Origin of the sequence: Corynebacterium pseudotuberculosis, from assembly GCF_002155265.1 — a bacterium.
GTDB classification, from domain to species: domain Bacteria; phylum Actinomycetota; class Actinomycetes; order Mycobacteriales; family Mycobacteriaceae; genus Corynebacterium; species Corynebacterium pseudotuberculosis.
This window is the reverse complement of the sequence record NZ_CP021251.1, coordinates 1,924,890-1,946,286: the sequence shown is the minus strand read 5'-3', so window position 1 is coordinate 1,946,286 and position 21,397 is coordinate 1,924,890. Positions and strand designations below refer to the sequence as shown.

General features: G+C 52.0%; 18 protein-coding genes and 1 pseudogene. 13 read left to right on the top strand and 6 right to left on the bottom strand.

The features are described 5' to 3' along the window. Positions 1 to 36: 36 nt before the first annotated feature. The gene (gene mce / locus CpATCC19410_RS08930) at positions 37 to 495 is read right to left on the bottom strand and encodes a methylmalonyl-CoA epimerase (RefSeq protein ID WP_013241710.1); all 459 of its coding nucleotides are present in this window, start codon (positions 493 to 495) and stop codon (positions 37 to 39) included. 178 nt (positions 496 to 673) lie between these two features. Here mce and CpATCC19410_RS08925 point away from each other — a divergent pair, with 178 nt between their 5' ends. Together CpATCC19410_RS08925 and CpATCC19410_RS08920 are read left to right on the top strand one after the other, a co-directional pair. Continuing rightward, on the top strand, positions 674 to 991 hold the full coding sequence (locus CpATCC19410_RS08925) for a thiamine-binding protein (RefSeq protein ID WP_032802305.1): 318 nt from the start codon (positions 674 to 676) through the stop codon (positions 989 to 991). Between the two features lie 101 nt (positions 992 to 1,092). Continuing rightward, positions 1,093 to 1,986, top strand: a complete 894-nt coding sequence (locus CpATCC19410_RS08920) for a tetratricopeptide repeat protein (RefSeq protein ID WP_013241712.1) — start codon at positions 1,093 to 1,095, stop codon at positions 1,984 to 1,986. 83 nt (positions 1,987 to 2,069) lie between these two features. Here the strand turns inward: CpATCC19410_RS08920 and glgB are convergent, their stop codons facing one another. Together glgB and CpATCC19410_RS08910 are read right to left on the bottom strand one after the other, a co-directional pair. Continuing rightward, the gene (glgB, locus tag CpATCC19410_RS08915) at positions 2,070 to 4,268 is read right to left on the bottom strand and encodes a 1,4-alpha-glucan branching protein GlgB (RefSeq protein WP_013241713.1); all 2,199 of its coding nucleotides are present in this window, start codon (positions 4,266 to 4,268) and stop codon (positions 2,070 to 2,072) included. A gap of 30 nt (positions 4,269 to 4,298) precedes the next feature. Beyond that, positions 4,299 to 6,314 (bottom strand): alpha-1,4-glucan--maltose-1-phosphate maltosyltransferase, encoded by a 2,016-nt coding sequence (locus CpATCC19410_RS08910; RefSeq protein WP_013241714.1) that lies wholly within the window; start codon positions 6,312 to 6,314, stop codon positions 4,299 to 4,301. Between the two features lie 92 nt (positions 6,315 to 6,406). Here CpATCC19410_RS08910 and CpATCC19410_RS08905 point away from each other — a divergent pair, with 92 nt between their 5' ends. From CpATCC19410_RS08905 to CpATCC19410_RS08880, 6 genes and pseudogenes are all read left to right on the top strand, one after another. Continuing rightward, entirely contained in the window at positions 6,407 to 7,255 is an 849-nt protein-coding gene (locus tag CpATCC19410_RS08905; protein ID WP_014522391.1) for an ABC transporter ATP-binding protein, read from the top strand. A 101-nt stretch (positions 7,256 to 7,356) separates the two neighbouring features. After that, a complete protein-coding gene (locus tag CpATCC19410_RS08900; protein WP_013241716.1) occupies positions 7,357 to 8,163 on the top strand; it encodes an NUDIX hydrolase in 807 nt (268 codons plus the stop codon). Positions 8,164 to 8,180: 17 nt separating this feature from the next. Beyond that, positions 8,181 to 9,391: pseudogene (locus tag CpATCC19410_RS08895) on the top strand (THUMP-like domain-containing protein). 116 nt (positions 9,392 to 9,507) lie between these two features. After that, positions 9,508 to 10,302, top strand: coding sequence for an electron transfer flavoprotein subunit beta/FixA family protein (locus CpATCC19410_RS08890; protein WP_013241718.1), 795 nt, complete (start codon positions 9,508 to 9,510; stop codon positions 10,300 to 10,302). A 19-nt stretch (positions 10,303 to 10,321) separates the two neighbouring features. Further along, positions 10,322 to 11,278 carry an electron transfer flavoprotein subunit alpha/FixB family protein gene (locus tag CpATCC19410_RS08885; protein ID WP_013241719.1) on the top strand — a complete coding sequence of 319 codons (957 nt, stop codon included), beginning with the start codon at positions 10,322 to 10,324 and terminating at the stop codon, positions 11,276 to 11,278. 118 nt (positions 11,279 to 11,396) lie between these two features. After that, positions 11,397 to 12,524: a cysteine desulfurase family protein gene (locus tag CpATCC19410_RS08880; protein ID WP_013241720.1), complete on the top strand. Its 1,128-nt coding sequence runs from the start codon at positions 11,397 to 11,399 to the stop codon at positions 12,522 to 12,524. Here the strand turns inward: CpATCC19410_RS08880 and CpATCC19410_RS08875 are convergent. Then, entirely contained in the window at positions 12,521 to 13,390 is an 870-nt protein-coding gene (locus CpATCC19410_RS08875) for a spermidine synthase (RefSeq protein ID WP_014300628.1), read from the bottom strand. The genes CpATCC19410_RS08880 and CpATCC19410_RS08875 overlap by 4 nt on opposite strands. A gap of 118 nt (positions 13,391 to 13,508) precedes the next feature. Between CpATCC19410_RS08875 and mnmA the strand changes: the two genes are divergently transcribed. Continuing rightward, the gene (gene mnmA / locus CpATCC19410_RS08870) at positions 13,509 to 14,627 is read left to right on the top strand and encodes a tRNA 2-thiouridine(34) synthase MnmA (RefSeq protein WP_013241722.1); all 1,119 of its coding nucleotides are present in this window, start codon (positions 13,509 to 13,511) and stop codon (positions 14,625 to 14,627) included. A gap of 22 nt (positions 14,628 to 14,649) precedes the next feature. After that, entirely contained in the window at positions 14,650 to 15,621 is a 972-nt protein-coding gene (locus CpATCC19410_RS08865; RefSeq protein ID WP_013241723.1) for a uroporphyrinogen decarboxylase/cobalamine-independent methonine synthase family protein, read from the top strand. Positions 15,622 to 15,640: 19 nt separating this feature from the next. On the opposite strand, the gene CpATCC19410_RS08860 is transcribed toward CpATCC19410_RS08865, so the two are convergent. Then, a complete protein-coding gene (locus CpATCC19410_RS08860; protein ID WP_013241724.1) occupies positions 15,641 to 16,339 on the bottom strand; it encodes a 3'-5' exonuclease in 699 nt (232 codons plus the stop codon). A 71-nt stretch (positions 16,340 to 16,410) separates the two neighbouring features. Between CpATCC19410_RS08860 and ligA the strand changes: the two genes are divergently transcribed. Then, a complete protein-coding gene (gene ligA / locus CpATCC19410_RS08855) occupies positions 16,411 to 18,495 on the top strand; it encodes an NAD-dependent DNA ligase LigA (protein WP_013241725.1) in 2,085 nt (694 codons plus the stop codon). A gap of 39 nt (positions 18,496 to 18,534) precedes the next feature. Here the strand turns inward: ligA and CpATCC19410_RS08850 are convergent, their stop codons facing one another. Beyond that, entirely contained in the window at positions 18,535 to 19,197 is a 663-nt protein-coding gene (locus CpATCC19410_RS08850) for an ACT domain-containing protein (RefSeq protein ID WP_013241726.1), read from the bottom strand. Between the two features lie 396 nt (positions 19,198 to 19,593). Between CpATCC19410_RS08850 and gatC the strand changes: the two genes are divergently transcribed. Together gatC and gatA are read left to right on the top strand one after the other, a co-directional pair. After that, positions 19,594 to 19,887: an Asp-tRNA(Asn)/Glu-tRNA(Gln) amidotransferase subunit GatC gene (gene gatC / locus CpATCC19410_RS08845; protein ID WP_013241727.1), complete on the top strand. Its 294-nt coding sequence runs from the start codon at positions 19,594 to 19,596 to the stop codon at positions 19,885 to 19,887. Between the two features lie 5 nt (positions 19,888 to 19,892). Then, on the top strand, positions 19,893 to 21,377 hold the full coding sequence (gene gatA / locus CpATCC19410_RS08840; RefSeq protein WP_013241728.1) for an Asp-tRNA(Asn)/Glu-tRNA(Gln) amidotransferase subunit GatA: 1,485 nt from the start codon (positions 19,893 to 19,895) through the stop codon (positions 21,375 to 21,377). The last annotated feature ends 20 nt before the right edge of the window (positions 21,378 to 21,397 follow it).

Sequence of the window (21,397 nt, the reverse complement as noted above, 5' to 3'; positions counted from 1 at the left end):
CAGCCTAGCTCTTAAAGTATGTGAAGATGTTTGTGTTTACTTCTGTGGTTGAGTCAGCTCAAGGAGAACGCCACCGGCATCTTTGGGGTGAACAAAGTTGATGCGTGCGCCGGCTGTGCCAGTCTTTGGCTCAGGGTAGAGGAGCCGTACGCCTTGCTCATGAAGATGCGAGCACAGTGCATCAATATCGCTCGTGCGCAGACACATTTGCTGGAGGCCAGGGCCCTTTTTGTCGATGAACTTAGCGATGGTGGAGTCCTCATTCAAAGGAGCCAGCAGCTGAATCATGCCATCGGTTTCTTTGAGGTCCTTAGGCCCCACCATGGCTTCAACAACGCCTTGCTCTTCATTGGTTTCCTGGTGATGGTTTACCCAACCGAATGCAGAGCGGTAAAACTCTACGGCAATATCTAGGTCCGGGACCGCGATTCCGACGTGGTCGAGGCATATAACGAGCTCATGAGGAATGTCGATGGAGTTGATATCAGTACTCATACTTTCCCATCATAGTGACGTGAGTGCTGCCATGTTTAGGTTTAAAATGTGACTTCCTCCATGGACCTTTGGGGATATCAGCAGGAGATGAGGACGATAAAGACGCTCAAGATGTAAAGAAAACCCTATGTTTAAAGTTTTAGTCGCATGGAGCAGCGATCCTAGTAGTCTTAAAATCATGATTCTTGCGTTTTCCGTTGCACCGACCGAAGTACCTAATTCTGAAGCTGAGATGTCTCTTGCGGTTTCTCGCGCCGTTAAAGTAGTCCGTGATTCCGGCCTTCCGAATGAAACAAACGCTATGTTTACTCTGATCGAGGGGGAGTGGGATGAAGTCATGGCGGTGGTGAAAAAGGCTACGGATGCGGTCTTGGAGGTCTCTCCTCGGGTTGGTTTGGTAATTAAAGCCGATATCAGGCCTGGATACACCGAGCAAATTCGTTCCAAGGTGGAATCTGTAGAGCAGCATCTTGCAGAAGGCCTAGAAAACACCTAAAAAGCTGAAGCGATAGCACTGGGGCAACCGCATGCATCGCAGTCGGCTTCGTGGCATTCTAGAAAAGTTGCTCAGAAAGAAAACTACAGGAGGATATTTAAGTGGCTAATCCGAACTCCACACCGCATCGTTTTGTGGCTGGTGCAATAGATTTGGGTGAGGTGAAGTCGCGTGCAGAAGCACGGCAACAAGCAGCTCAGTCGCCGGGCGGAATTTCTCCTGTAGTGGTAGTTACTCGGGATAACGTTGAAGCAGAAGTACTGCTACGTTCCCAGCAAGTACCCGTTATTGTTCTCCTAGGAACCGCGCGCAGCCCGGAATCTGAACAGCTTAAAAACGATTTCTCGCAACTTGCAGAAGCATCACATAAGAGTTTCATCTTTGCTTACGTTGACGCCGATTCGACTCCGGAAATTGCGCAGATGTTTGGTATTCAAGGCTTACCGACGGTCGTTGCGCTTGCCGCTGGCCGTCCACTAGCTAATTTCGAAGGAGGACAACCTCTCGACGCCCTCAAGCAGTGGACTGATGCTGTGGTTAAAGCCGTAGCAGGACAGCTAGGGGGACTGACTCAAGAGTCTGAGGAAGCTGCTCCCGACCCTAGGTTTGATGCGGCCACTGATGCATTAAACAGCGGCGACTTTGAATCCGCGATTGCCGTGTATGAGTCGATTCTTGCTCAAGAACCCAAGAATCAGATGGCTTTGCAGGCTCGTGATAACGCACGATTGCTTGCACGGCTGCAAACAGCCCGTAGCGATGTAGATCCGGTTGCGGCTGCAGATGCGGCTCCACACGACGTTGAGTTAGCTTTTGCTGCCGCGGATGCAGAAATTGCTGCGGGTACTCCTGAGGCTGCGTTTGCCCGTCTCATCGCTATAGTCAAAGAAAATGATGAAGTCCGCACTCGATTGTTGGAGCTGTTCGCACTTTTTGACCCCACAGATGCGCGAGTGATCGCGGCGCGTGGGAAGATGGCCAGCGCGTTATTCTAAATCCTAAATTTGGGGCGCCAGAGACCCGCTGAGTCGCCGCATATGCTCTAGGAATAAAAGCACATGCGGCGACTTCGCGATAGTTAGTCTATCCAGCGATAAAATTGACCACTCATCGCAGGAATATGAACTGTGAGGGAATGCTCGTACCCGTCCCACTCGGTGTCCCAGGCGGTAACAGTCTGTTCCAGAAGGTTATTAGCGCCTTCATATACGCCCGCATCGGTGTTGAGTATGCATTCCCAACGTCCGCCTTCCGGTACTCCCAGCTTGTAATGTGGCTGAGAGCTCCCGCTGAAGTTAAATACTGCAAGAATTTTTTCTCCGGCAGAACCATAGCGGATGAAAGATAAGATATTGTTGCCTGCATCATTGGACTTAGCCCAGCTAAAGCCTTCAGGGCCATTATCCTGGGTATAGAGCGCAGGGTTGTCTTGGTACACAAAGTTGAGATCGCGGATGAGCTTTATCAGCCCCTCGTGATACTCGCCTTCCCACCCTACAAGGTTATCCCAATCAAGAGAGCGCCCCTCAGACCATTCCATGACCTGACCAAACTCTTGTCCTTGGAACAACAGCTTTTTGCCTGGGTGAGCGTACATATAGGCGTAGAGGGCGCGTAATCCGCTGGCTTTGTTCCATGCGTCACCAGGCATCCGAGTCCATAGCGATCCCTTGCCGTGGACTACTTCGTCATGACTAAACGGAAGAACAAAACGTTCTGAATAGGCATAGACCATAGAGAACGTAATCTCATTGTGGTGATAAGCGCGATGAATGGGATCCAAAGAGAAATACTCAAGGGTGTCATTCATCCAGCCCATGTTCCACTTCATGCTAAATCCAAGGCCATCGTGGTCAGTAGGAGTGGTAACTCCAGGCCAAGAAGTCGATTCTTCCGCGATGGTAAGAACACCAGGGAAGGTCTTATGCACAGTGGCGTTCATCTCCTGCAGGAATTGGACTGCCTCGAGATTTTCACGGCCTCCATAGACATTTGGTAGCCATTCGCCGGCCTCTCGGGAGTAGTCGAGATAGAGCATTGATGCAACGGCGTCCACACGTAGACCATCGACATGGAATTCATCTATCCAATAAAGTGCGTTAGCTACCAGGAAATTGCGGACTTCATTGCGCCCGAAATTAAAGACATAGGTGCCCCAATCTTTTTGCTCTCCTCGACGCCAGTCAGGGTGTTCGTAGAGCGCCTCACCGTCGAAGCGTCCCAGAGCAAAAGAATCTTTGGGGAAATGCGCGGGTACCCAGTCCATAATGACTCCGATGCCAGCGCGGTGGAAAGCGTCGATAAGCATGCGGAGTTCATCTGGGGTTCCCCAGCGCGATGTGGGGGCGTAGTAGCCAGAGACCTGGTACCCCCAAGATCCACCAAAGGGGTGCTCTGCCACGGGAAGGAACTCTACGTGGGTGTATCCGAGAGCAGAAACGTAGTCGACCAGTTCTGAGGCGAGGTCTTTATACGTCCGGTTTTCTCTCCAGGAGCCCAAATGGCACTCGTAGATGCTCATCGGTTGCGTTGCATGGTCGCGAGTTGCGCGTTGAGCCATCCAGTCCGCGTCATTCCATTCATAACTGGAATCTGCGACGATGGACCCCGTAGCAGGCGCTACTTCTGCATGGCGCGCTAGCGGGTCGGCTTTGTCTATCCGATGCCCCTCGCGGGTATGAATTGCATATTTGTACACGTCTCCAGCTCGAATACCCGGAATAAAAAGTTCCCAGACACCTGAGTCTCCTAGCGAGCGCATGGGGTATTGGTTGGGGTTCCATCCACAAAAATCGCCAACAACAGCAACTCCTGTGGCATTGGGCGCCCATACGGCAAAGGATGTGCCTGTTACCTCACCTAGATCCGTGGTAAAAGTGCGAACATGTGCCCCTAGAACCTCCCAGAGGCGTTCATGCCTTCCCTCTCGGATGAGATGAATATCTAGTTCTCCCAGCGTAGGAAGGAAATGATAAGGATCAGCAGTGGTCACCATTGTGTCTCCGGGCCACGAGACGTTGAGCCTATAGTCGCTGGCCAGAGACGCGTCTACGGTGGCTGCGAATATATCATCCCCGATGGGGGAAAGCGCATATGTTGTTCCATCTGTGAGCGTGACTGTGACAGCTTCCGCGCCAAGTTGGCGAGTACGGATGACAGCACGGGAGTCATCGATACGGTGGCAACCATAGACCCCGTGGGGGTCATGGAATTGACAGTATCTCAGCCGGCCAAGAACATCATCGTCGATGCGGATGGGATCAGAAGCAGAAAACATAGGGATGGGGGATCCTTTCAACGATGAGAATTAATTGGAATAGTCGGTAGGAGTACGCCAGGAGAGAGCTTTACGTTTGCTTTCCTCGACAACGGGAAGCTCCAGGATATGGGCGACATCTGCACAGGGATCTAGGCGGACATATGTGCGCTTGTTCCAAGGGAATTGCGCACCCGTAACTAAATCAGTGACGGTGAAATGGTCAACATCCTCGCAGCCGATAGCGTTCATGGTGAGGTCTACAGTAGCCGAATGCGCATGCGTGGGATCCAGATTGATCACCACGAGGATGGCATCGCCGGATACTGGATCGACTTTGCTATAAGCGATGATGTTTTCATTATCAGTGCTGTGAAAATCAATAACCCGAAGCTGTTGCAAGGCAGGGTGTGCGCGTCGAATCGCGTTGAGTGTGCCTAGATACGGCTCTAGAGAATCTCCTTGTTCGAGAGCTGCAGTGAAGTCGCGCGGACGTAGCTCATATTTCTCAGAGTCCAAGTACTCCTCGCTATTAGCGCTAACCGCTTCATTTTCATAGAGTTCAAATCCGGAGTAGACCCCCCATAACGGAGACAAAGTGGCAGCAAGAGCTGCTCGGATTGCAAACATAGCGCGTCCGCCATGCTGCAGGCTCTCATGCAATATGTCTGGAGTATTAACAAAGAGATTAGGGCGGGAAACATCCGCCATTGCAGCGATCTCGGTGCCAAATTCTTCCAGCTCAGACTTGGTTGTGCGCCAAGTGAAATAGGTATAAGACTGGCTGAATCCGACCTTGCCCAGTCCGTAAAGTCGCGCCGGGCGAGTAAAAGCCTCTGCTAAGAAAATTACCTCAGGATGCGTTTCATGGATGGTACTGATGAGCCATTCCCAGAAATTTGCAGGTTTTGTATGCGGATTATCCACGCGGAATACTGTTACGCCTTGCGCAATCCAAAATAGAACGATGCGCTTGAGCTCAGCGTAAATAGCCGATTTATTGTTATCAAAATTCAGTGGGTAGATGTCTTGATATTTTTTGGGGGGATTTTCTGCGTATGCGATTGTGCCGTCGGCAAGCACCGTAAAAAAGTCCTGGTGGGTACGAGCCCAAGGATGATCTGGGGCTGCTTGCAGAGCGAGGTCAAGCGCAACGCTAAGTCCAAGTTCCTCGGCAGTGGACACCAGCGCCTGAAAATCCTTGAGCGTTCCCAACTGTGGGTGTACTGCGTCATGTCCACCGGCAGCGGAACCGATTGCCCATGGAGACCCCACATCATTAGCCTCGGCGATCAAACTATTGTTTTTTCCCTTCCTGTGGATCTCTCCAATAGGATGGATAGGCGGGAAATAAACAGTGTCAAACCCCATAGCCGCTACTCGTTTGAGTGCCTTAGCTGTAGTGGAAAACGTGCCGTGTACGGGGTTACCATCGGTATCCCAACCCCCGGTAGAGCGAGGGAAGAGCTCATACCACGAGCTGAACTGGGCCTTTTTGCGTTCTACCAGTACCGTGTGGTTTTGTCCGCGCGTCAGTAGCTCACGCACTGGGTGCTCATGGAGAATCTCATGAATCTCTTTGCTCAGGGCTGGTGCCACGCGCGCTCGCAGCGGCTGGTTGGAGCGCAAGGAATCTGCTACTGCAAAGAGCTTTTGGGCGGTAGGTTTTGAAGCATTTTCGGCGGCTTTTTCAAAGAGCTGAGCCCCATGCTCTAAGTCATTAAAAAGATCGTCTTCATCTTGCCCTACTTCAATTTTTGCTATTACAGCATGGCGCCAGGTGCTCATGGGATCGGACCACGCATCGACCCGGAACTTCCACGTGCCAAGAGCATCTGGGACAAAACTGGAAAACATCTTGTCTTGATCAAAGGGGGCGGGTTCCATGGTCGTGCGAGTTACCTCGCCGGTAGGAGAGATAACGTTAAGCGTTGCAGACACCGCGTCGTGGCCTTCGCGCCATACTAGGGCGCTCACGGGGATCATCTCTCCGATTACTGCTTTGGAAGGCTGAGAGCCTCCCGCTATGCGTGGGCGTACATCTTCGATAGCAAGTCTTCCGGTCACTTCAGCAGTGCTCGCTTCCTCATGTCGGTGGTTACTATCTTTAAAGCGTAGTTCACCTGTGTCACTTCCACATCGACAGTGAGAAATCCGTCATGATGGAAGACATGACAAACGCTGAGATCGAGCCCCGTAACCCTGATCTACTTCTTGACTTTTTCGAGGTGGAATTTAAACACGGCGGTAAAACATTGGTTGGTCCTGTTGATTGGCAGGTTGAGCTCGATGAGCGATGGGTGATCCTGGGGCCCAATGGAGCTGGAAAGACTACGTTGATTCGGATGGCAGCCGCAGAAGAATTCCCCTCCAAAGGAAAACTTTGGATCATGGGAGAACAACTTGGTCGGACTGATATGCGTGATCTGCGCGCAATGATCGGCGTTTCCTCGTCCGCTTTGGGCAACCGGATTCCTGCAGATGAGAAAGTATCAGACCTTGTTATTTCTGCGGGTTATGCGGTCTTGGGACGCTGGCGGGAAGAATATGAAGAGTGGGATTTGGACCGAGCCACGGAAATTTTAGAACGAGTTGGTGCCTATCATCTTGCCGATCAAACATGGGGAACGCTGAGCGAGGGCGAACGTAAACGCGTTCTCGTGGCTCGAGCACTGATGACTAACCCAGAGCTTTTGCTTCTCGACGAGCCAACAGCAGGCATGGATCTTGGCGGCAGGGAAGACCTGGTAGCTTATCTTGGCGAGCTTGCCATGGATGCCGATGCACCGGCGATTGTCATGATCACTCATCATGTGGAAGAAGTCCCCCCTGGTTTTACTCATGCTTTGCTTCTCGACGAAGGCTCAGTGGTGGCGCAAGGTCTCATAGATGACGTGATTACCAGTGAGAACTTGACGGCGGCGTTCCACCAACCAATCGCTGTGGATAAAATAGACGGTAGGTATTTCGCCAGGCGGCAAAGACGTGCGACGAAGCATCGCAAGTAGACTTGTTGCCAGACCAATCGATAATTGACAGTAAGCAGCAGTAATGCGTTGTTTGTTCACGGGCTACGGGAACGAGCACAAAGCGCATCCTGGGGGTAATCATGTACGAGCCTGAGGAGATATTGGGTCTCGGCGGCGCCAAGCTCGCTGTCACCGTATTGATGGTTCGCGATTCGCCGTCAGGGATGGAAGTTTATGTACAAGAGCGGGTATCTTCGATGCCTACGTTCCCTAACACCACCGTCTTTCCCGGAGGCGGAGTTGATATTCGCGATTTTGAGCTGAGCCATGAAGGTGCCACCTACGACACTTTTGGAGGCCCAAGCCTAATGCATTGGGCTCGTGCGTTAGGAACTAACCGCAATAGAGCTAGAGCATTATTGTTCGCTGCCGTGCGTGAACTTTTTGAGGAGACTGGTACTCTTCTTGCTTCTCATGCAGATGGCCGTCCCATTTTGGATGCTACGCCCTATCACTCGCAGCGCCTGGCCTTAGAGAGCCACCGGCTTTCGCTCTCCCAGGTGCTGGAGCGCAACGGGTTGGTGTTGCGGTCGGAATTGTTGCGTCCCTCGACCCGATGGGTGAGCCCTGATGAGGACGAGCGTCGCTTTGATATGTTTTCATTCGTTGCAGTGCAACCGCCCGGACAAGAACCTGATGGAAATACCAGTGAGGCGGCATCAACTGGATGGTTTTCCCCGGAGCTTATTTTGGAAGGCTGGAGAGTCGGATTGTTACGCCTGGTTTTTCCTACCTGGGCGCAGCTGTGGACCCTCAACCAATTTGATTGCGTGACTGACCTACTTGCCCATTTAAGAAAAGCAGACATGAAGCCGTATAAAGGGATTCCTGAATACGATCCTCTCTACGAAGAGTTTTTCACGCATGTTCCTCCTAGACGTTTTTAAGAAAGATAGTCGCACAAGTGAGTTTTCATCCCGATGAGGTGCGTTTCCTTGCAGCTAACAAGGAAAAATCTCCGATGCAGAGAGCCGTTTGATCGCAGATCATCCTCTGACCAAAGCAAGCGCGATTAAAGACAGCGCTTTCTTCCGCTCAGAATTTGGAGATTACGGACGCGCAGTGATGGAACTTGTCAGCTCCCGGTCTGCTACTAAAGGGAAACTTCCTAGCCAGTGGCTCATGTGCCATGAATCGGCACAACAAGCAACTCCGCTCGTAGTAGCCCAGCGAAGAGCCGAAAGACTTGCCGCACATTTTCCTCAGGGACTAGTTCACGATGTCACATGTTCGATCGGTACTGAGGGGGCTGCGATTACCCGCGCAAGGATGAGCTACCACGGTAGCGACGTGGATCAAGCTCGTTTGTTGATGGCTCGCTACAACGAGCCACGCGGGCTCTATTCGCGAGCTGATGCCCTCATTCCTGCGTCGAAAAATGAAAGCATTATCGTGGCGGATCCTGCGCGTCGGGACGGCGGGCGAAGAATTACTTCTCCGTTGCAATTGATTCCGCCGCTTCCTAGCCTTGTAGAAACCTGGCGAGGACATGAACTAGCCATCAAATGCGCGCCGGGCCTCGATTTCTCGGAGTGGGAAGGCCTGGTAAGCGTGGCAAGCGTAAATGGAGGAGTAAAAGAGGCCTGCTTGTATACTGCTGGGCTTAGCAACGGTGAAACCCGTGAAGCGCTTCTTATAACGGCTTCTACAACAGAATGCACATCCGACAATCATCGTGTAGATCGGATTACTGACCTTATGCCTTCCGACGTTGGTGCGGATAGCCCAGGAAAATACCTCATCGACCCAGACGGTGCAATTATACGGTCAGGATTAGTACGCCATTATGCCCGGCGCGAGGGGCTGTGGATGCTGGATGAGCGGATCGCATACCTTACGGGTGATGCGATTCCAGCAGGGCGTAGCGGCTTTAAATTTGTTGAGCTTGCACCGCTAAAAAAGCTCAAAAGTGTGTTAAAAAAACACGACTGTGGGAGCCTGGAGATTCTTGTACGCGGGGTAGACATAGACCCGGATGTGTTACGGAAGAAACTCGGACTTAAAGGTAAGCGGCCCATGGCAGTGTTTTGTACCCGCATCGGTTCTCAAGGCGTTGCTCTTATCTGCGAGGCCCGTGAGTATGCGGATGAGCTACCCCGTACTTTTGTGCACTAGACTTGCCCAACGTGTGCGTTATCAAGACGCAAGATAAAATAAAAGGCTATTTCGATTTTTAGGTAGGGGTCGCTTGAGATCCCTGCCCTGAGATAAGAAAAGAAGGGATGAAACCGATGCCTGCAATCGTGGCTCTGGTCAAAAATGTTCCCGATACGTGGTCAACAAAGAAGCTTGAGAGTGATTTCACCCTTGATCGCGTCAACGTTGATTCTGTGATCGATGAGATTAATGAGTACGCGGTGGAACAGGCACTGCGGCTTAAAGAATCTAATCCAGACGCTGGATACACGGTAGTTGCCCTTTCAGCTGGCCCGGCAGGCTCCGAGGAGGCCTTGCGTAAAGCACTCGCCATGGGTGCAGATCAAGCGATTTTGCTTTCGGATGAAGCACTCGCTGGCTCTGATGTTTTGGGAACGGCATGGGCGCTGAATAACGCAATTAATCAAATCCCGGATGTTGCGCTTATCGTTGCGGGTTCCGCTTCCTCTGATGGCGCCATGGGTGCGATTCCCGGAATACTAAGCGAATATCGTCAGCAGCCCGCTCTCACCAGTATGCGTGAGGTTACTTTGTCGGGGAATACCATTAGCGGTATTCGAGAAACCCATGACGGTGATAGCGCTCTGGAATCATCGCTCCCTGCGATTGTGTCTGTAACAGAAAAAGCGGACAAACCTAGATTCCCTAATTTTAAAGGCATCATGGCTGCTAAAAAGGCAGAAATTCAGCAGTTTAGCCTGGCATCCATAGGAGTGGCTCCGGAGCATGTGGGACTTGCTCACGCAGCCACTGCGGTTACAGCAGCCACGGAGCGCTCAGCTCGTCAAGGCGGCAAAGTGATCAATACCGACCCTCGTACAGCGGCCGCTGCTATTGCAGATTTCCTGGCTGCTGAGAAGCTCATCTAAGTAAAGGAGAAGAACAGACATGTCAACTGTTTATGTACTTGTCGAACATGCCGATGGACAGGTTCTTCCCGCAACAGGAGAGCTGGTGACCGCTGCGCGGGTGCTTGGCGACGTCACAGCCGTGGTGGTTGGCACCCCGGGAGTTCACGAGCCGCTTGTACCTAAACTGGCTGAGCTGGGGGCCGCCTCAATCATCGCGGCGCAGGCAGCCGATGTGGATTCGCGTATTGCAATCCCGCAGGCAGACGCCCTATCTATGCTGGCTGCAGCCACGCCTGGCCCTATCCTTCTGGACGCAGGGGTACATGGCAATGAAATCGCGGGACGGCTTGCCGCGCGCCTTGCTTCTGGCGTGTTGTGCGATGTGGTGGGAATTAACCCCGATAGGACGGCGCATCTTTCTGTGTTCGGCGATACTTTTGATGTTTCTGCCGCAGTGGGGGGAGCCAGCCCTATTTATACGTTGCGTCCCGGAAGCGTGGAGGCCGTGCCGTCTCCTGCAGCGGGAACCGTATCCGTCATGGAGATACCTACAGCAGCTGCGAAAGACGTGAAAGTAACCTCCTTTACTCCAGCTGTTAAAGGCGACCGTCCGGATCTTACTAGTGCAAAGGTCGTGGTAGCAGGAGGCAGAGGCGTGGAATCTGCGGAGAACTTTGGTTCTATCGTCGAGCCGCTTGCCGACGCCCTCGGCGGGGCAGTGGGTGCTACCCGCGACGCCGTAGACCTAGGGTACTATTCGGCGCAGTACCAGATTGGGCAAACCGGAGTTACCGTTTCTCCCGATGTTTATGTGGGACTTGGTATCTCTGGTGCTATTCAGCACACGTCTGGAATGCAGACTTCAAAGAAGATTATCGTCATCAATAATGATGAGGACGCTCCATTTTTCTCTATCGCAGACCTTGGTGTGGTGGGAGATATCCATGAGATCACCCCGCTGCTTATTCAGGAGATTGCTCAGCGAAAAGCCTAAGAACACAGGGTTTTGCCCCTAAGATATGCCGAGCTTTTTGTGACGAGAGCTCGGCATATTTTGACTAAAAGGAACCGGCTTTCTGTTCAAAGGGGAGCGCCGAGTAGAATCGGCCCCCATGCAGTCGAGTTATTTTGATCATGCCGCAACCACACCGATCCGACAGGTTGCGCGAGAAGCTTGGCTGGAAAATGCGCATTTGGTTAATCCAGCAAGCCAATACGGCTCAGGGCGTGCAGCACGTAGTGTTCTTGATACCGCGCGTGAGGAAATCGCTGAGTTGCTCGGATGTGAGCCCATCGAGGTCTTGTTCACTGGATCAGGCACGGAATCGGACAATATCGGTGTCGCAGGCCTCTGGCAGGCCAGTCCCTTGCACCGGATTGTCAGTACTGGAATCGAGCACCCGGCGGTTCTTGAAACGTTGAAATACCTTGAAACGTGCGGGGCTGAAGTAGAAAGACTTCCTATTGCAAAAGATGGGATTATTTCGGATCTCTCAGCATTGAATAAACCTGCTGCTGTGGCTGCGGTGATGTGGGCGAATAACGAGACTGGGGCGATACAGCCGATTCAAAAAATAGCTTCTTGTGCTGCCGCTGCTGGTACTCCTCTTCATGTTGATGCCGTACAGGTCGTAGGGCATCTTCCTGTGAATTTTCATGATCTTGGGGCGACTACGCTCGCTGCGAGTGCTCATAAATTTGGTGGGCCTCGGGGTGTTGGTTTGTTGTTGGCGCGTCGTTCGCCTGCTCCTCGTCCTATTTTTCATGGTGGCGGGCAAGAGCGCGGCATTAGATCTGGGACTGTAGACGTGGCGGGGGCTGCTGCCACGGCTGCGGCTTTGTCTGAAGCCATAGCCGAGATGCAACAAGAACGCCTCAGGATAGCGGCACTACGCAATCAACTTCACAATCGCATTGTGGAGGCAATCGATAATGTTGTAGTGCACACCCCGCATGATGCATTACCTGGTCATCTTCACTTGTCTTTCCCCGGTGCAGAAGGCGATAGCCTGATTATGCTCCTTGATTCGTTTGGATTGGAAGCCTCAACCGGATCAGCTTGTTCAAATGGCGTGAATAGAGCCAGCCATGTTCTTCTGGCAGCAGGGGTGGAAGAAAAAATTGCACGTAGCACTATTCGCTTTACTCTTGGACGCACAACGGGAGAGGCGGACGTCGAGAAGCTTGTGAAACACCTTCCTGAGGTGGTTAGGCGCGCACGTTTAGCAGGTATGGCCTAGGCAATTGGAGGGTCAAAGCGAGGTATTCCTGAGGCCATGAAGCTCCGAGTCCAGGCGTCATCCTTGTACTGGGCGGGAACTCCACCTCCTAATAAAGAGCGCGTTATCTTTTGCGTTGCCATAAGGTCTGGGAGTGGAGAATCCGTGCCTATGAGTATGAGGTTGCCGTACCTGCGACCTTTGAGCATGGCGGGATCTGAAATGCAAGCCACATGCGTAAAGACTTCCGCCATGCCTTTGAGTTCAGCTCGGGCGCCGCGGAGATCGGAGTGGTCGCCACAATTAGCTACATAAAGTCCTCCCGGCGCCAGGCTACGGTGGCACTGACGGAAAAACTCGACGGTGGTTAGCGGAATAGGAGTGGAATCACCAGCGAAAACATCTCTGATAATCACATCGCGGCTTGCGTCAGTAAAAGAATTGGACACCTCTCTAGCCTCACCTACTCGGATCTTTAGTAGTGGGGCGCGGGGCAGGTCAAACCACACGCGAGCCAGTCGGGCTAGTTCCCCGTCCAATTCAACCACGGTGTTTCGCGATTTAGGATAAAGATGAGCTACATATCGAGCCATAGTGCAGGCTCCGCCGCCTAAATGTGTAACTCTTAGCGCTGTCGGTGACGCATGGGTAGTCACAAACCACTCTACGGCTGCAGCAATCCATCGCATGTACTCATACTCAAGTCTGCTTGGATCTTCACAGATGTGACTAGATGGGACCCCATTGACATATACCTCCCACGCATGAGGCATAAAAGAGTCCGGTCGAAGTTCCACAGTTCCAGTAGACGTGGTGTAAATCCCCGCTACAGGCCCATTATTAGCACTGAGATTCGGGGAGACCCGACCTCCTTTTTTCCTACCCATGACCGATAAGGTTACAGTGCCTATGCTAGGTGTCTGGGAATAAGACTAAGATAGCTCCGTTGAACAAGTAGCGGGTATGTTCGGCGCTGATGACAACATAAGGAGTACAGGGAGTCACATGCGAGTTCTTGCAGCGATGAGCGGCGGAGTAGATTCGGCGGTGGCAGCAGCGCGAGCTGTCGCAGCTGGGCACGAGGTAGTAGGCGTACATCTTGCGCTCTCGCAGGATCCGCAAACGGTACGGGAATCTTCTCGCGGTTGTTGCTCATTAGAGGATTCCGCGGATGCCCGCAGGGTATGCGACAAGCTTGGGATCCCTTTTTACGTGTGGGATTTTTCGGATCGCTTTAAAGAAGACGTGATTGATGATTTCATTTCCTCCTATGAAGCGGGGGAAACCCCAAACCCATGTCTTAGATGCAACGAAAAAATCAAGTTTGCCGCGTTACTTGAGCGCGGAATCGCTCTGGGATTCGACGCCGTAGTAACTGGCCACTATGCCCAACTTACCCAGCCTGAAGACGGCGGTGACGGCTATCTGCGCCGTGCTATTGACCCAGAAAAAGATCAATCCTATGTGCTTGGTGTATTAAGCGAAAAAGAAATCGCGCATTGCATGTTCCCCGTGGGGGATACCGTTAAACCTAAGATCCGGGAAGAGGCCGCAGCTCAGGGATTTTCTGTGGCAAAAAAACCGGATTCTTATGATATTTGTTTTATCCCCGATGGCAATACCCAGGCGTTTTTGGGGCGCCATATTGGTCTAAGACCAGGAATGATCGTGGATACGGAGGGACGAGCCCTAAAGGAACACGATGGTGCCTGGAACTACACCATTGGTCAACGCAAAGGCCTTGATATTAAGCAACCTGCGGCAGACGGAAAACCCCGTTATGTCACTGATATTGATGCTGCCACGGGGACGGTCACAGTGGGATCGCGCGATGATCTTTCTGTGAGCCAGATTTATGCTGATCGTTTAAAATACCTGCATCCGGCTCTCAGTGGAGATTTTTCTGCAGAAGTACAAGTTCGCGCTCATGGGTCCGTGGTGCCCTGTCATGTGAGCGTTGATTCCCACAACGATACAATGACGATCACTCTGCATAAGCCGCTATCTGGCGTAGCCCGTGGACAGGCTGCGGTGATCTATTTGCCAGATGCAGGCGGAGATATTGTGCTTGGATCTGGGACAATTTACAGTACGCAAAAGTCACCTAGTGAGTGCCTAAATTAGGCTTAGCTGCGGAGAGATTTTTATGGCAACATTCGCTTTAGGCCCTATGCCTGGTACGAGCATTATCGATGCAGCAGATGTTATTGCAGGTGAAACGGGGGACATGAGAGCTCTTCCGCAGCTTCCCACTCGCGGGTTGGGGTCTGATGCAGTGGGCAGGACATGTACGTTGATGCCTGATCTTCCAGTGGAAAAGGGGCCAAGAGCCTGGCGTCTGACTGCGCGGCCGCAAATACTTACTCACCGGATTTGGGATCGCATGGAAGAAGACCTGGATCACTTACAAGACCAGTGGGGATGTGTTCCCGTGCTCAAAGCACAGGTATTAGGCCCTTGGAGTTTGGCGACTCATATGGAACTGCCTAATGGCCATCGAGCCGTTACTGATTTCGGGGCGATGAGAGACATCACGGAAGCCTTGATACATGGGATTGGGGAACACGTATCCGACTTACATAGGCGTTTCGGTGCTCTCGTTCGGATACAAATTGATGAGCCAGCGCTTTCTGCGTTACGTCGCGGAGCGGTCCAAGGCACGAGCGATTTTGATACGGTCCCGGCTATCCATCCCAAAGTCCTAGGAGAGCGATTAGCTGGTGTTGTAGAAGCGATACGCGGAGAAAAACTAGAGTTGGTGTCGCTTAATGAGGTCGGCAGAGAACCCAATATGGACATAGCTATTTTTGCCGCAGTAGATCAAATCTTTGTTTCTCCTACTGAGATTAAAGGAACAAGGCTTCTCGACGCCTTCGGGGAGGCTCTCGCATCGGGGATGCGCGCTGGTTTGGGCCTCCATGGCACTGATGCTCGTCACCTTGCTATCACCGCCGCCAAATTCTATGACGAGCTAGGCATAGAACGAGCTATCTTGTCGGATGCTGATATAACCCAATCTTCTCCCAGGATTGATACAACTCTTGTAGATGTGGCCCATGAACTGGCCACATTACGGGAGGTTGAGGAAATTCTGCATCGTGATGCGGGAGATCTTTAGTCGGGAGGGGGAGCACCACTCAGCCTTGCATTGGCCAGGAAGTATTGACAGATGAGGCGTCCTTACCCTTGCCCTCAAAGTAGTTCTTTAGCTTCGTCTGAAATTCGTAGTATTCGACGGCTTGGAATTGCATTAGCTCATTGAGGGATTTTTGGGAAAGCTCCTCTTTAAAATTTCGCTTTGCTTGCATCCACGCTATACGTGCTGCCGCGAGTGCATCCGAGGTGGCCTCGTGTGCATTATCTAAACGAACGTTGTAGTGCTGGCAAAGGTCTGTGAGTGTACGCTTGCCTCGCCGAAATTTGTCGAGGGCCTTATCAATAACGTAAGGGTCAAACACGGGACCGGTAACAACAAAATCCCCGGTGAGTTTTCTCAATACTGTGAGATCATAAGCGGCGTTATAAACGATGAGCGTAAACCCATCAGCCCACGCTTGTTGGATGGCCGCTATGGTTTCCTTTAGCACTTCTTCATGTGGGCGCCCATGTTCACGTGCATATTCTGTGGTTATACCATGCACTTTTGCAGCTTCTTCGGGAATTTCTATTCCGGGATCTGCCAGAAGCTCTCGTGGGTGAGCGCCATTGCTATCGATCCTGACGAGCGCAGAGGATACAATGCGAGCCTCATGAGGGTTGGCGGAGGTGGTCTCAAGATCAAAGCTCAAGACTTTCAGCGGATCAAAGACAGCCACATTGGGGTCGAGAGAGTTCATGACTCACACCCTAGACAATCCCCTCAACACGCTATGCAACCCGGTGGCTAATCAGTGCCTAAGCCCGGCGTATGGTGCAACTTCCGCTGAAGTTAAATACCAACGATAAACTAGATATCGTGACTGATTCCAATATCGAACTCCGCAGACAATGGGACGAACTCGCTGAACAAGTGCGATATCATCGTGATGCGTATTATAACGACACACCTGAGATCAGTGACCAAGATTTTGATGCGTTGTTCCGGACGCTCCAAAAGCTTGAAGAGGAACACCCCGAACTCGCAGTTCCAGACAGCCCCACGCTAGAAGTCGGAGCCCCTGTGGCTTTGAGCTCTAGTTTTAATAATGTAGAGCACCTGGAACGCCTCATGAGCTTAGATAATGTGTTTGACGCCGCAGAGCTTTCTGAGTGGTTGCAAAGAACACCGGCGCAGGCTTATCTAACCGAGTTGAAGATCGATGGACTTTCACTAGACCTTATTTACCGCGATGGAAAATTATGGCGTGCGGCTACTAGGGGCGATGGCAGGATCGGTGAAGACGTCACCGAAAACGCAAAAGTGATTGCTGATGTGCCGCATCGACTTAAGGAAAACGCAGAGTTTCCTATCCCTGAACTGCTGGAGGTTCGAGGTGAAGTTTTTATCGCTGTAGAAGACTTTGCTGCGGTTAATGAACAACGCCAATTGGAGGGAGGAAAACCCTTTGCTAATCCGCGCAATGCGGCTGCCGGCTCATTAAGACAAAAAGACGTTGAAGCTGTTAAAAAACGCAGGCTTCGGATGATCTGTCATGGACTTGGTGCTACTCAGGGTTTTACTCCCGCGTCGCAGTACCATGCGTATGAGGCATTGGCAGCTTGGGGCCTGCCTGTTTCTCCTTATACCGAGCTTGTCCAGTCAGCCGCAGAAGTGCAGGAAAAGGTTCTATATTGGGCCGAGCATCGCCACGACGCAGCGCATGAGATGGATGGAGTTGTAGTTAAGGTAGACAGCATCTCAGAGCAGCGAGCGTTGGGGGCTACAGCCAGAGCTCCGCGCTGGGCTATCGCCTACAAATACCCGCCAGAAGAAGTTACAACGGAACTCTTAGACATTCAGGTAGGAGTGGGCAGGACCGGGCGTGTTACTCCCTTTGCCGTTATGCGTCCAGTCTTTGTCGCCGGATCTACTGTGTCTATGGCTACGCTGCACAACCAAACGGAAGTAAAACGTAAAGGAGTGCTCATCGGGGACACCGTGGTGATCCGCAAAGCAGGTGAGGTGATCCCAGAAGTTCTTGGGCCGGTAGTGGAAAAACGAGACGGGACTGAGCGCGAGTTTATTTTCCCTACTTTGTGTCCTAGCTGTGGTACCCGGCTTGCGCCGCAAAAAGAGGACGATGCGGATTGGCGTTGCCCTAATTCTCAATCGTGCCCGGCGCAGTTGAGCACGCGTTTAACCTATCTAGCAGGACGCGGCGCTTTTGATATTGAAGCTTTAGGAGAAAAAGCAGCGGAGGATCTCATCCGTACAGGGGTGCTTATCGACGAAGCCGGGTTGTTTGAGCTTACAGAAGAAGACCTACTAAAGACTCGCGTGTACACAACAAAGAAGAAGACGCTGAATGCGACTGGCTCCAAGTTGTTAGCCAACTTGGAGCAATCGAAAAAAGCTGATCTTTGGCGGGTGCTTGTCGCGCTATCTATTAGACACGTTGGTCCCACCGCCGCCCGGGCATTAGCGTCCCGTTATCACTCTATGGACGCATTGCGAGAAGCCAGCGCGGAAGAGATTGCGGATACTGAAGGCGTTGGAGCGATCATCGCACAAAGTTTTAAAGATTGGTTTGAAGTTGATTGGCACGCCCACATCGTAGAGCAGTGGGCACGTGCTGGTGTGACGATGGCCGAAGAGACCTCCCAATTGCCGGAGCAAACACTGGCGGGTATGACTGTTGTGGTCACTGGTTCTTTGGAAGGCTTTAGTCGCGATTCTGCTAAGGAAGCCATCATCAGCCGTGGCGGTAAAGCCTCAACATCGGTGTCTAAAAAAACCGATTATGTTGTGGTTGGAGAAAACGCCGGTTCTAAGGAAACTAAAGCAAGAGAACTAGGACTCACCATTCTTGACGAGTCCGGTTTTATCCGACTACTAGAAAACGGATCGGTATAAGCGCTGGGTGTAGAGAGCAAAGGGCTCTCTACACCCGCTTTATTTATTTAAGATTCTGCCGAGGATTGTTCCCAAGTTCCCCAGGTGTTCAACCTCGCTGCTGAGGTAATCAGGACCGCCTACACGCCCGATAACAAGTACAAGGTTCGTTCCGATCAGTGGGGCTGCTGCAAGTGATGAATCCAATAGTCCCCATGATTGCGGAATCCATGGTTCGGATTCAGGTAAGAGCGTGCGCGCGTGTTCGATGGGGACGATGTCAGGGCTGGAGCCATCGTCTTCGGGGGCAGCAATGGAAGCAGTGACGCGCGTGACTCCGCCGTGGACGTCGAGAAGCACCGCCCATGTTGAAGTAAGCGCTTGCGGCATGCTGTTCACGAGATTTGCCAGGGAATCAGAATGCGTATTAGCTCCTGCAACGGATGCCAACATCGCGATTTGCCCACGACGATCAACGCGGCCGGAAAAAGGACGAATAGAATCCACTTCTACGCCCTCTACTTCATGCGCGGCAGTGATCAAGGCATCCGCCATCGTACCTGCAGGAAGCTTAACCACCATGTCATCCATGACAGTGCCGTCGGGAAAAGATTCGACGACATCTACGGAGGAAATATTGCCGTCGACAAGTCCAATGGCCTCTGCTAAACGTCCGAGGCTACCTGGTGCATCGGGAATATGAACACGAATAAGGTAGGACATGAACAATCATCGCCTTTCTAGGGCGCAGCTCCGTTAACAAGGGAAGTCCGAGACATCGGACAGGGATTCGAAAAATACCTATCAAATACTAGGCGTCGATAATAATACGTTGTCTATGTTATGTGGTGGCATTGCAGGGGACATTATCCACAATGTTTATCGATTCTATTAGGGAAAAGCTCGTTAAACATGAGCTCAGAAAAACCCATGAATGAAACACTGCAGGTATCTCGGGGAAGTACAGGCGAGTTCTTAGGGGCTAGCGTGGTGCAGATGCTGAAGTGGAGAGGCTGTGCAGTAGTATGTTCAAGAATGACAATGATCTCGTGCTAGCAGAGCATGGTATGCAGGTTACACATTTTAATTAGAACCCAATGTGAGAAGGATCGACGAAAAGTGCCTGAGATTTCGCGCGATGAAGTCGCACACCTGGCCAAGTTGTCGCGCTTGGCGTTGACTGACGAAGAACTCGACTGCTTTGCAGCGCAAATTGACGGCATCATCGGTAACGTGAGTGCTGTTCAAAAAGTTGCTGCAGAGGGGGTAGAGCCGATGAGCCATCCACACTCGATTAAGACCACCATGCGTGAGGACATAATTGAACAAATTATGACTCCAGAACAGGCTCTTGATCAGGCTCCTGCTGTTGACCAGCAGCGTTTTGTCGTTCCACAGATTTTAGGGGAGTAGTCCGAATGACCAATTATTTAGTGCCTGAGTCCGGACTTACATCGCTCTCTGCTGCCGAGCTCGCTCAGAAAATCCATTCACGTGAACTCACCTCACGTGAGGTGACGCAAGCACACCTTGACCGTATCGCTGAGGTTGACCCCACACTTAACGCATTCTTGCATGTGGGTGTAGAAGAAGCCCTTGCTGCCGCCGACGAGGTAGATGCCGCCTTGGATCGCGGCGAGGCACCGGCATCTGCACTCGCAGGCGTGCCCATTGCCCTCAAAGACGTCTTTGTTACCACGGATGCGCCTACCACGTGTGCTTCAAAGATGCTGGAGGGATACGTTGCGCCTTATGACGCAACAGTTACCAAGAAGCTCCGTGCCGCAGGCATCCCGATTTTGGGCAAGACTAATATGGATGAGTTTGCGATGGGGTCTTCCACTGAAAACTCTGCATATGGCCCGACTCGCAACCCATGGGATATCGACCGCACACCAGGTGGCTCCGGTGGTGGTACATCCGCAGCACTTGCATCAGGCGAAGCGCCGCTCGGCATAGGTACCGACACCGGTGGATCAATCCGTCAGCCGGCGGCTTTGACCAATACCGTAGGAGTGAAACCAACCTATGGCACGGTCTCTCGGTACGGTTTGGTGGCTTGTGCGTCCTCTCTAGACCAAGGCGGCCCAACGGCAAGGACCGTTTTGGATACAGCGCTGCTCCATGAAGTCATTGCTGGGCATGATAAATACGACGCTACCAGCGTAGACCGTCCAGTTGCGCCGGTAGTGGAAGCTGCTCGGGAAGGCGCAAACGGAGATCTTAGCGGCGTTAAAATTGGCGTGGTCAAACAGTTTGATCGCGATGGTTATCAACCAGGAGTTTTGGAGCAATTCCATGTATCCGTGGAACAACTCACTTCTCAGGGAGCGGAGATCGTGGAAGTCGATTGCCCGCACTTTGATGATGCTTTAGCCGCGTATTACTTGATCCTTCCGTGCGAGGTTTCTTCTAATCTGGCGCGTTTCGACGGCATGCGTTATGGCTTGCGCGAAGGAGACGACGGCTCCCATTCGGCAGATGAAGTTATGTCGCTGTCTCGCGCCGCGGGATTTGGTCCCGAAGTAAAGCGCCGCATTATTCTGGGAACCTATGCGCTTTCTGTGGGGTACTACGATGCGTATTATCTGCAAGCGCAGCGCGTACGTACTCTTATCGCTCAAGATTTTGCTGCGGCTTATGAAAAGTGCGATGTTTTGGTTTCCCCAACCACGCCGACCACTGCTTTTAAGCTTGGTGAGAAAACATCTGACCCTCTAGCCATGTACAACTTTGATTTGTGTACTCTGCCGTTGAATCTTGCCGGTCTGTGCGGAATGTCTGTGCCTGCAGGATTGGCAAAAGACACGGGGTTGCCTGTGGGCTTGCAAATCATGGCACCAGCGTTTTGTGATGACCGCCTGTATAAGGTGGGAGCCGCATTTGAAGCAGGACGTCAGTAACTGAGCTGACATTAAACCCC

Excerpts from the sequence above, each read along its gene's own strand:
- mce (WP_013241710.1), bottom strand. The coding sequence starts at position 495 with ATGAGTACTGATATCAACTCCATCGACATTCCTCATGAGCTCGTTATA.
- CpATCC19410_RS08925 (WP_032802305.1), top strand. The coding sequence starts at position 674 with ATGATTCTTGCGTTTTCCGTTGCACCGACCGAAGTACCTAATTCTGAA.
- glgB (WP_013241713.1), bottom strand. The coding sequence starts at position 4,268 with ATGTTTTCTGCTTCTGATCCCATCCGCATCGACGATGATGTTCTTGGC.
- CpATCC19410_RS08905 (WP_014522391.1), top strand. The coding sequence starts at position 6,407 with ATGATGGAAGACATGACAAACGCTGAGATCGAGCCCCGTAACCCTGAT.
- CpATCC19410_RS08900 (WP_013241716.1), top strand. The coding sequence starts at position 7,357 with ATGTACGAGCCTGAGGAGATATTGGGTCTCGGCGGCGCCAAGCTCGCT.
- CpATCC19410_RS08890 (WP_013241718.1), top strand. The coding sequence starts at position 9,508 with ATGCCTGCAATCGTGGCTCTGGTCAAAAATGTTCCCGATACGTGGTCA.
- CpATCC19410_RS08885 (WP_013241719.1), top strand. The coding sequence starts at position 10,322 with ATGTCAACTGTTTATGTACTTGTCGAACATGCCGATGGACAGGTTCTT.
- CpATCC19410_RS08880 (WP_013241720.1), top strand. The coding sequence starts at position 11,397 with ATGCAGTCGAGTTATTTTGATCATGCCGCAACCACACCGATCCGACAG.
- CpATCC19410_RS08875 (WP_014300628.1), bottom strand. The coding sequence starts at position 13,390 with ATGGGTAGGAAAAAAGGAGGTCGGGTCTCCCCGAATCTCAGTGCTAAT.
- mnmA (WP_013241722.1), top strand. The coding sequence starts at position 13,509 with ATGCGAGTTCTTGCAGCGATGAGCGGCGGAGTAGATTCGGCGGTGGCA.
- CpATCC19410_RS08865 (WP_013241723.1), top strand. The coding sequence starts at position 14,650 with ATGGCAACATTCGCTTTAGGCCCTATGCCTGGTACGAGCATTATCGAT.
- CpATCC19410_RS08860 (WP_013241724.1), bottom strand. The coding sequence starts at position 16,339 with ATGAACTCTCTCGACCCCAATGTGGCTGTCTTTGATCCGCTGAAAGTC.
- ligA (WP_013241725.1), top strand. The coding sequence starts at position 16,411 with ATGGTGCAACTTCCGCTGAAGTTAAATACCAACGATAAACTAGATATC.
- CpATCC19410_RS08850 (WP_013241726.1), bottom strand. The coding sequence starts at position 19,197 with ATGTCCTACCTTATTCGTGTTCATATTCCCGATGCACCAGGTAGCCTC.
- gatA (WP_013241728.1), top strand. The coding sequence starts at position 19,893 with ATGACCAATTATTTAGTGCCTGAGTCCGGACTTACATCGCTCTCTGCT.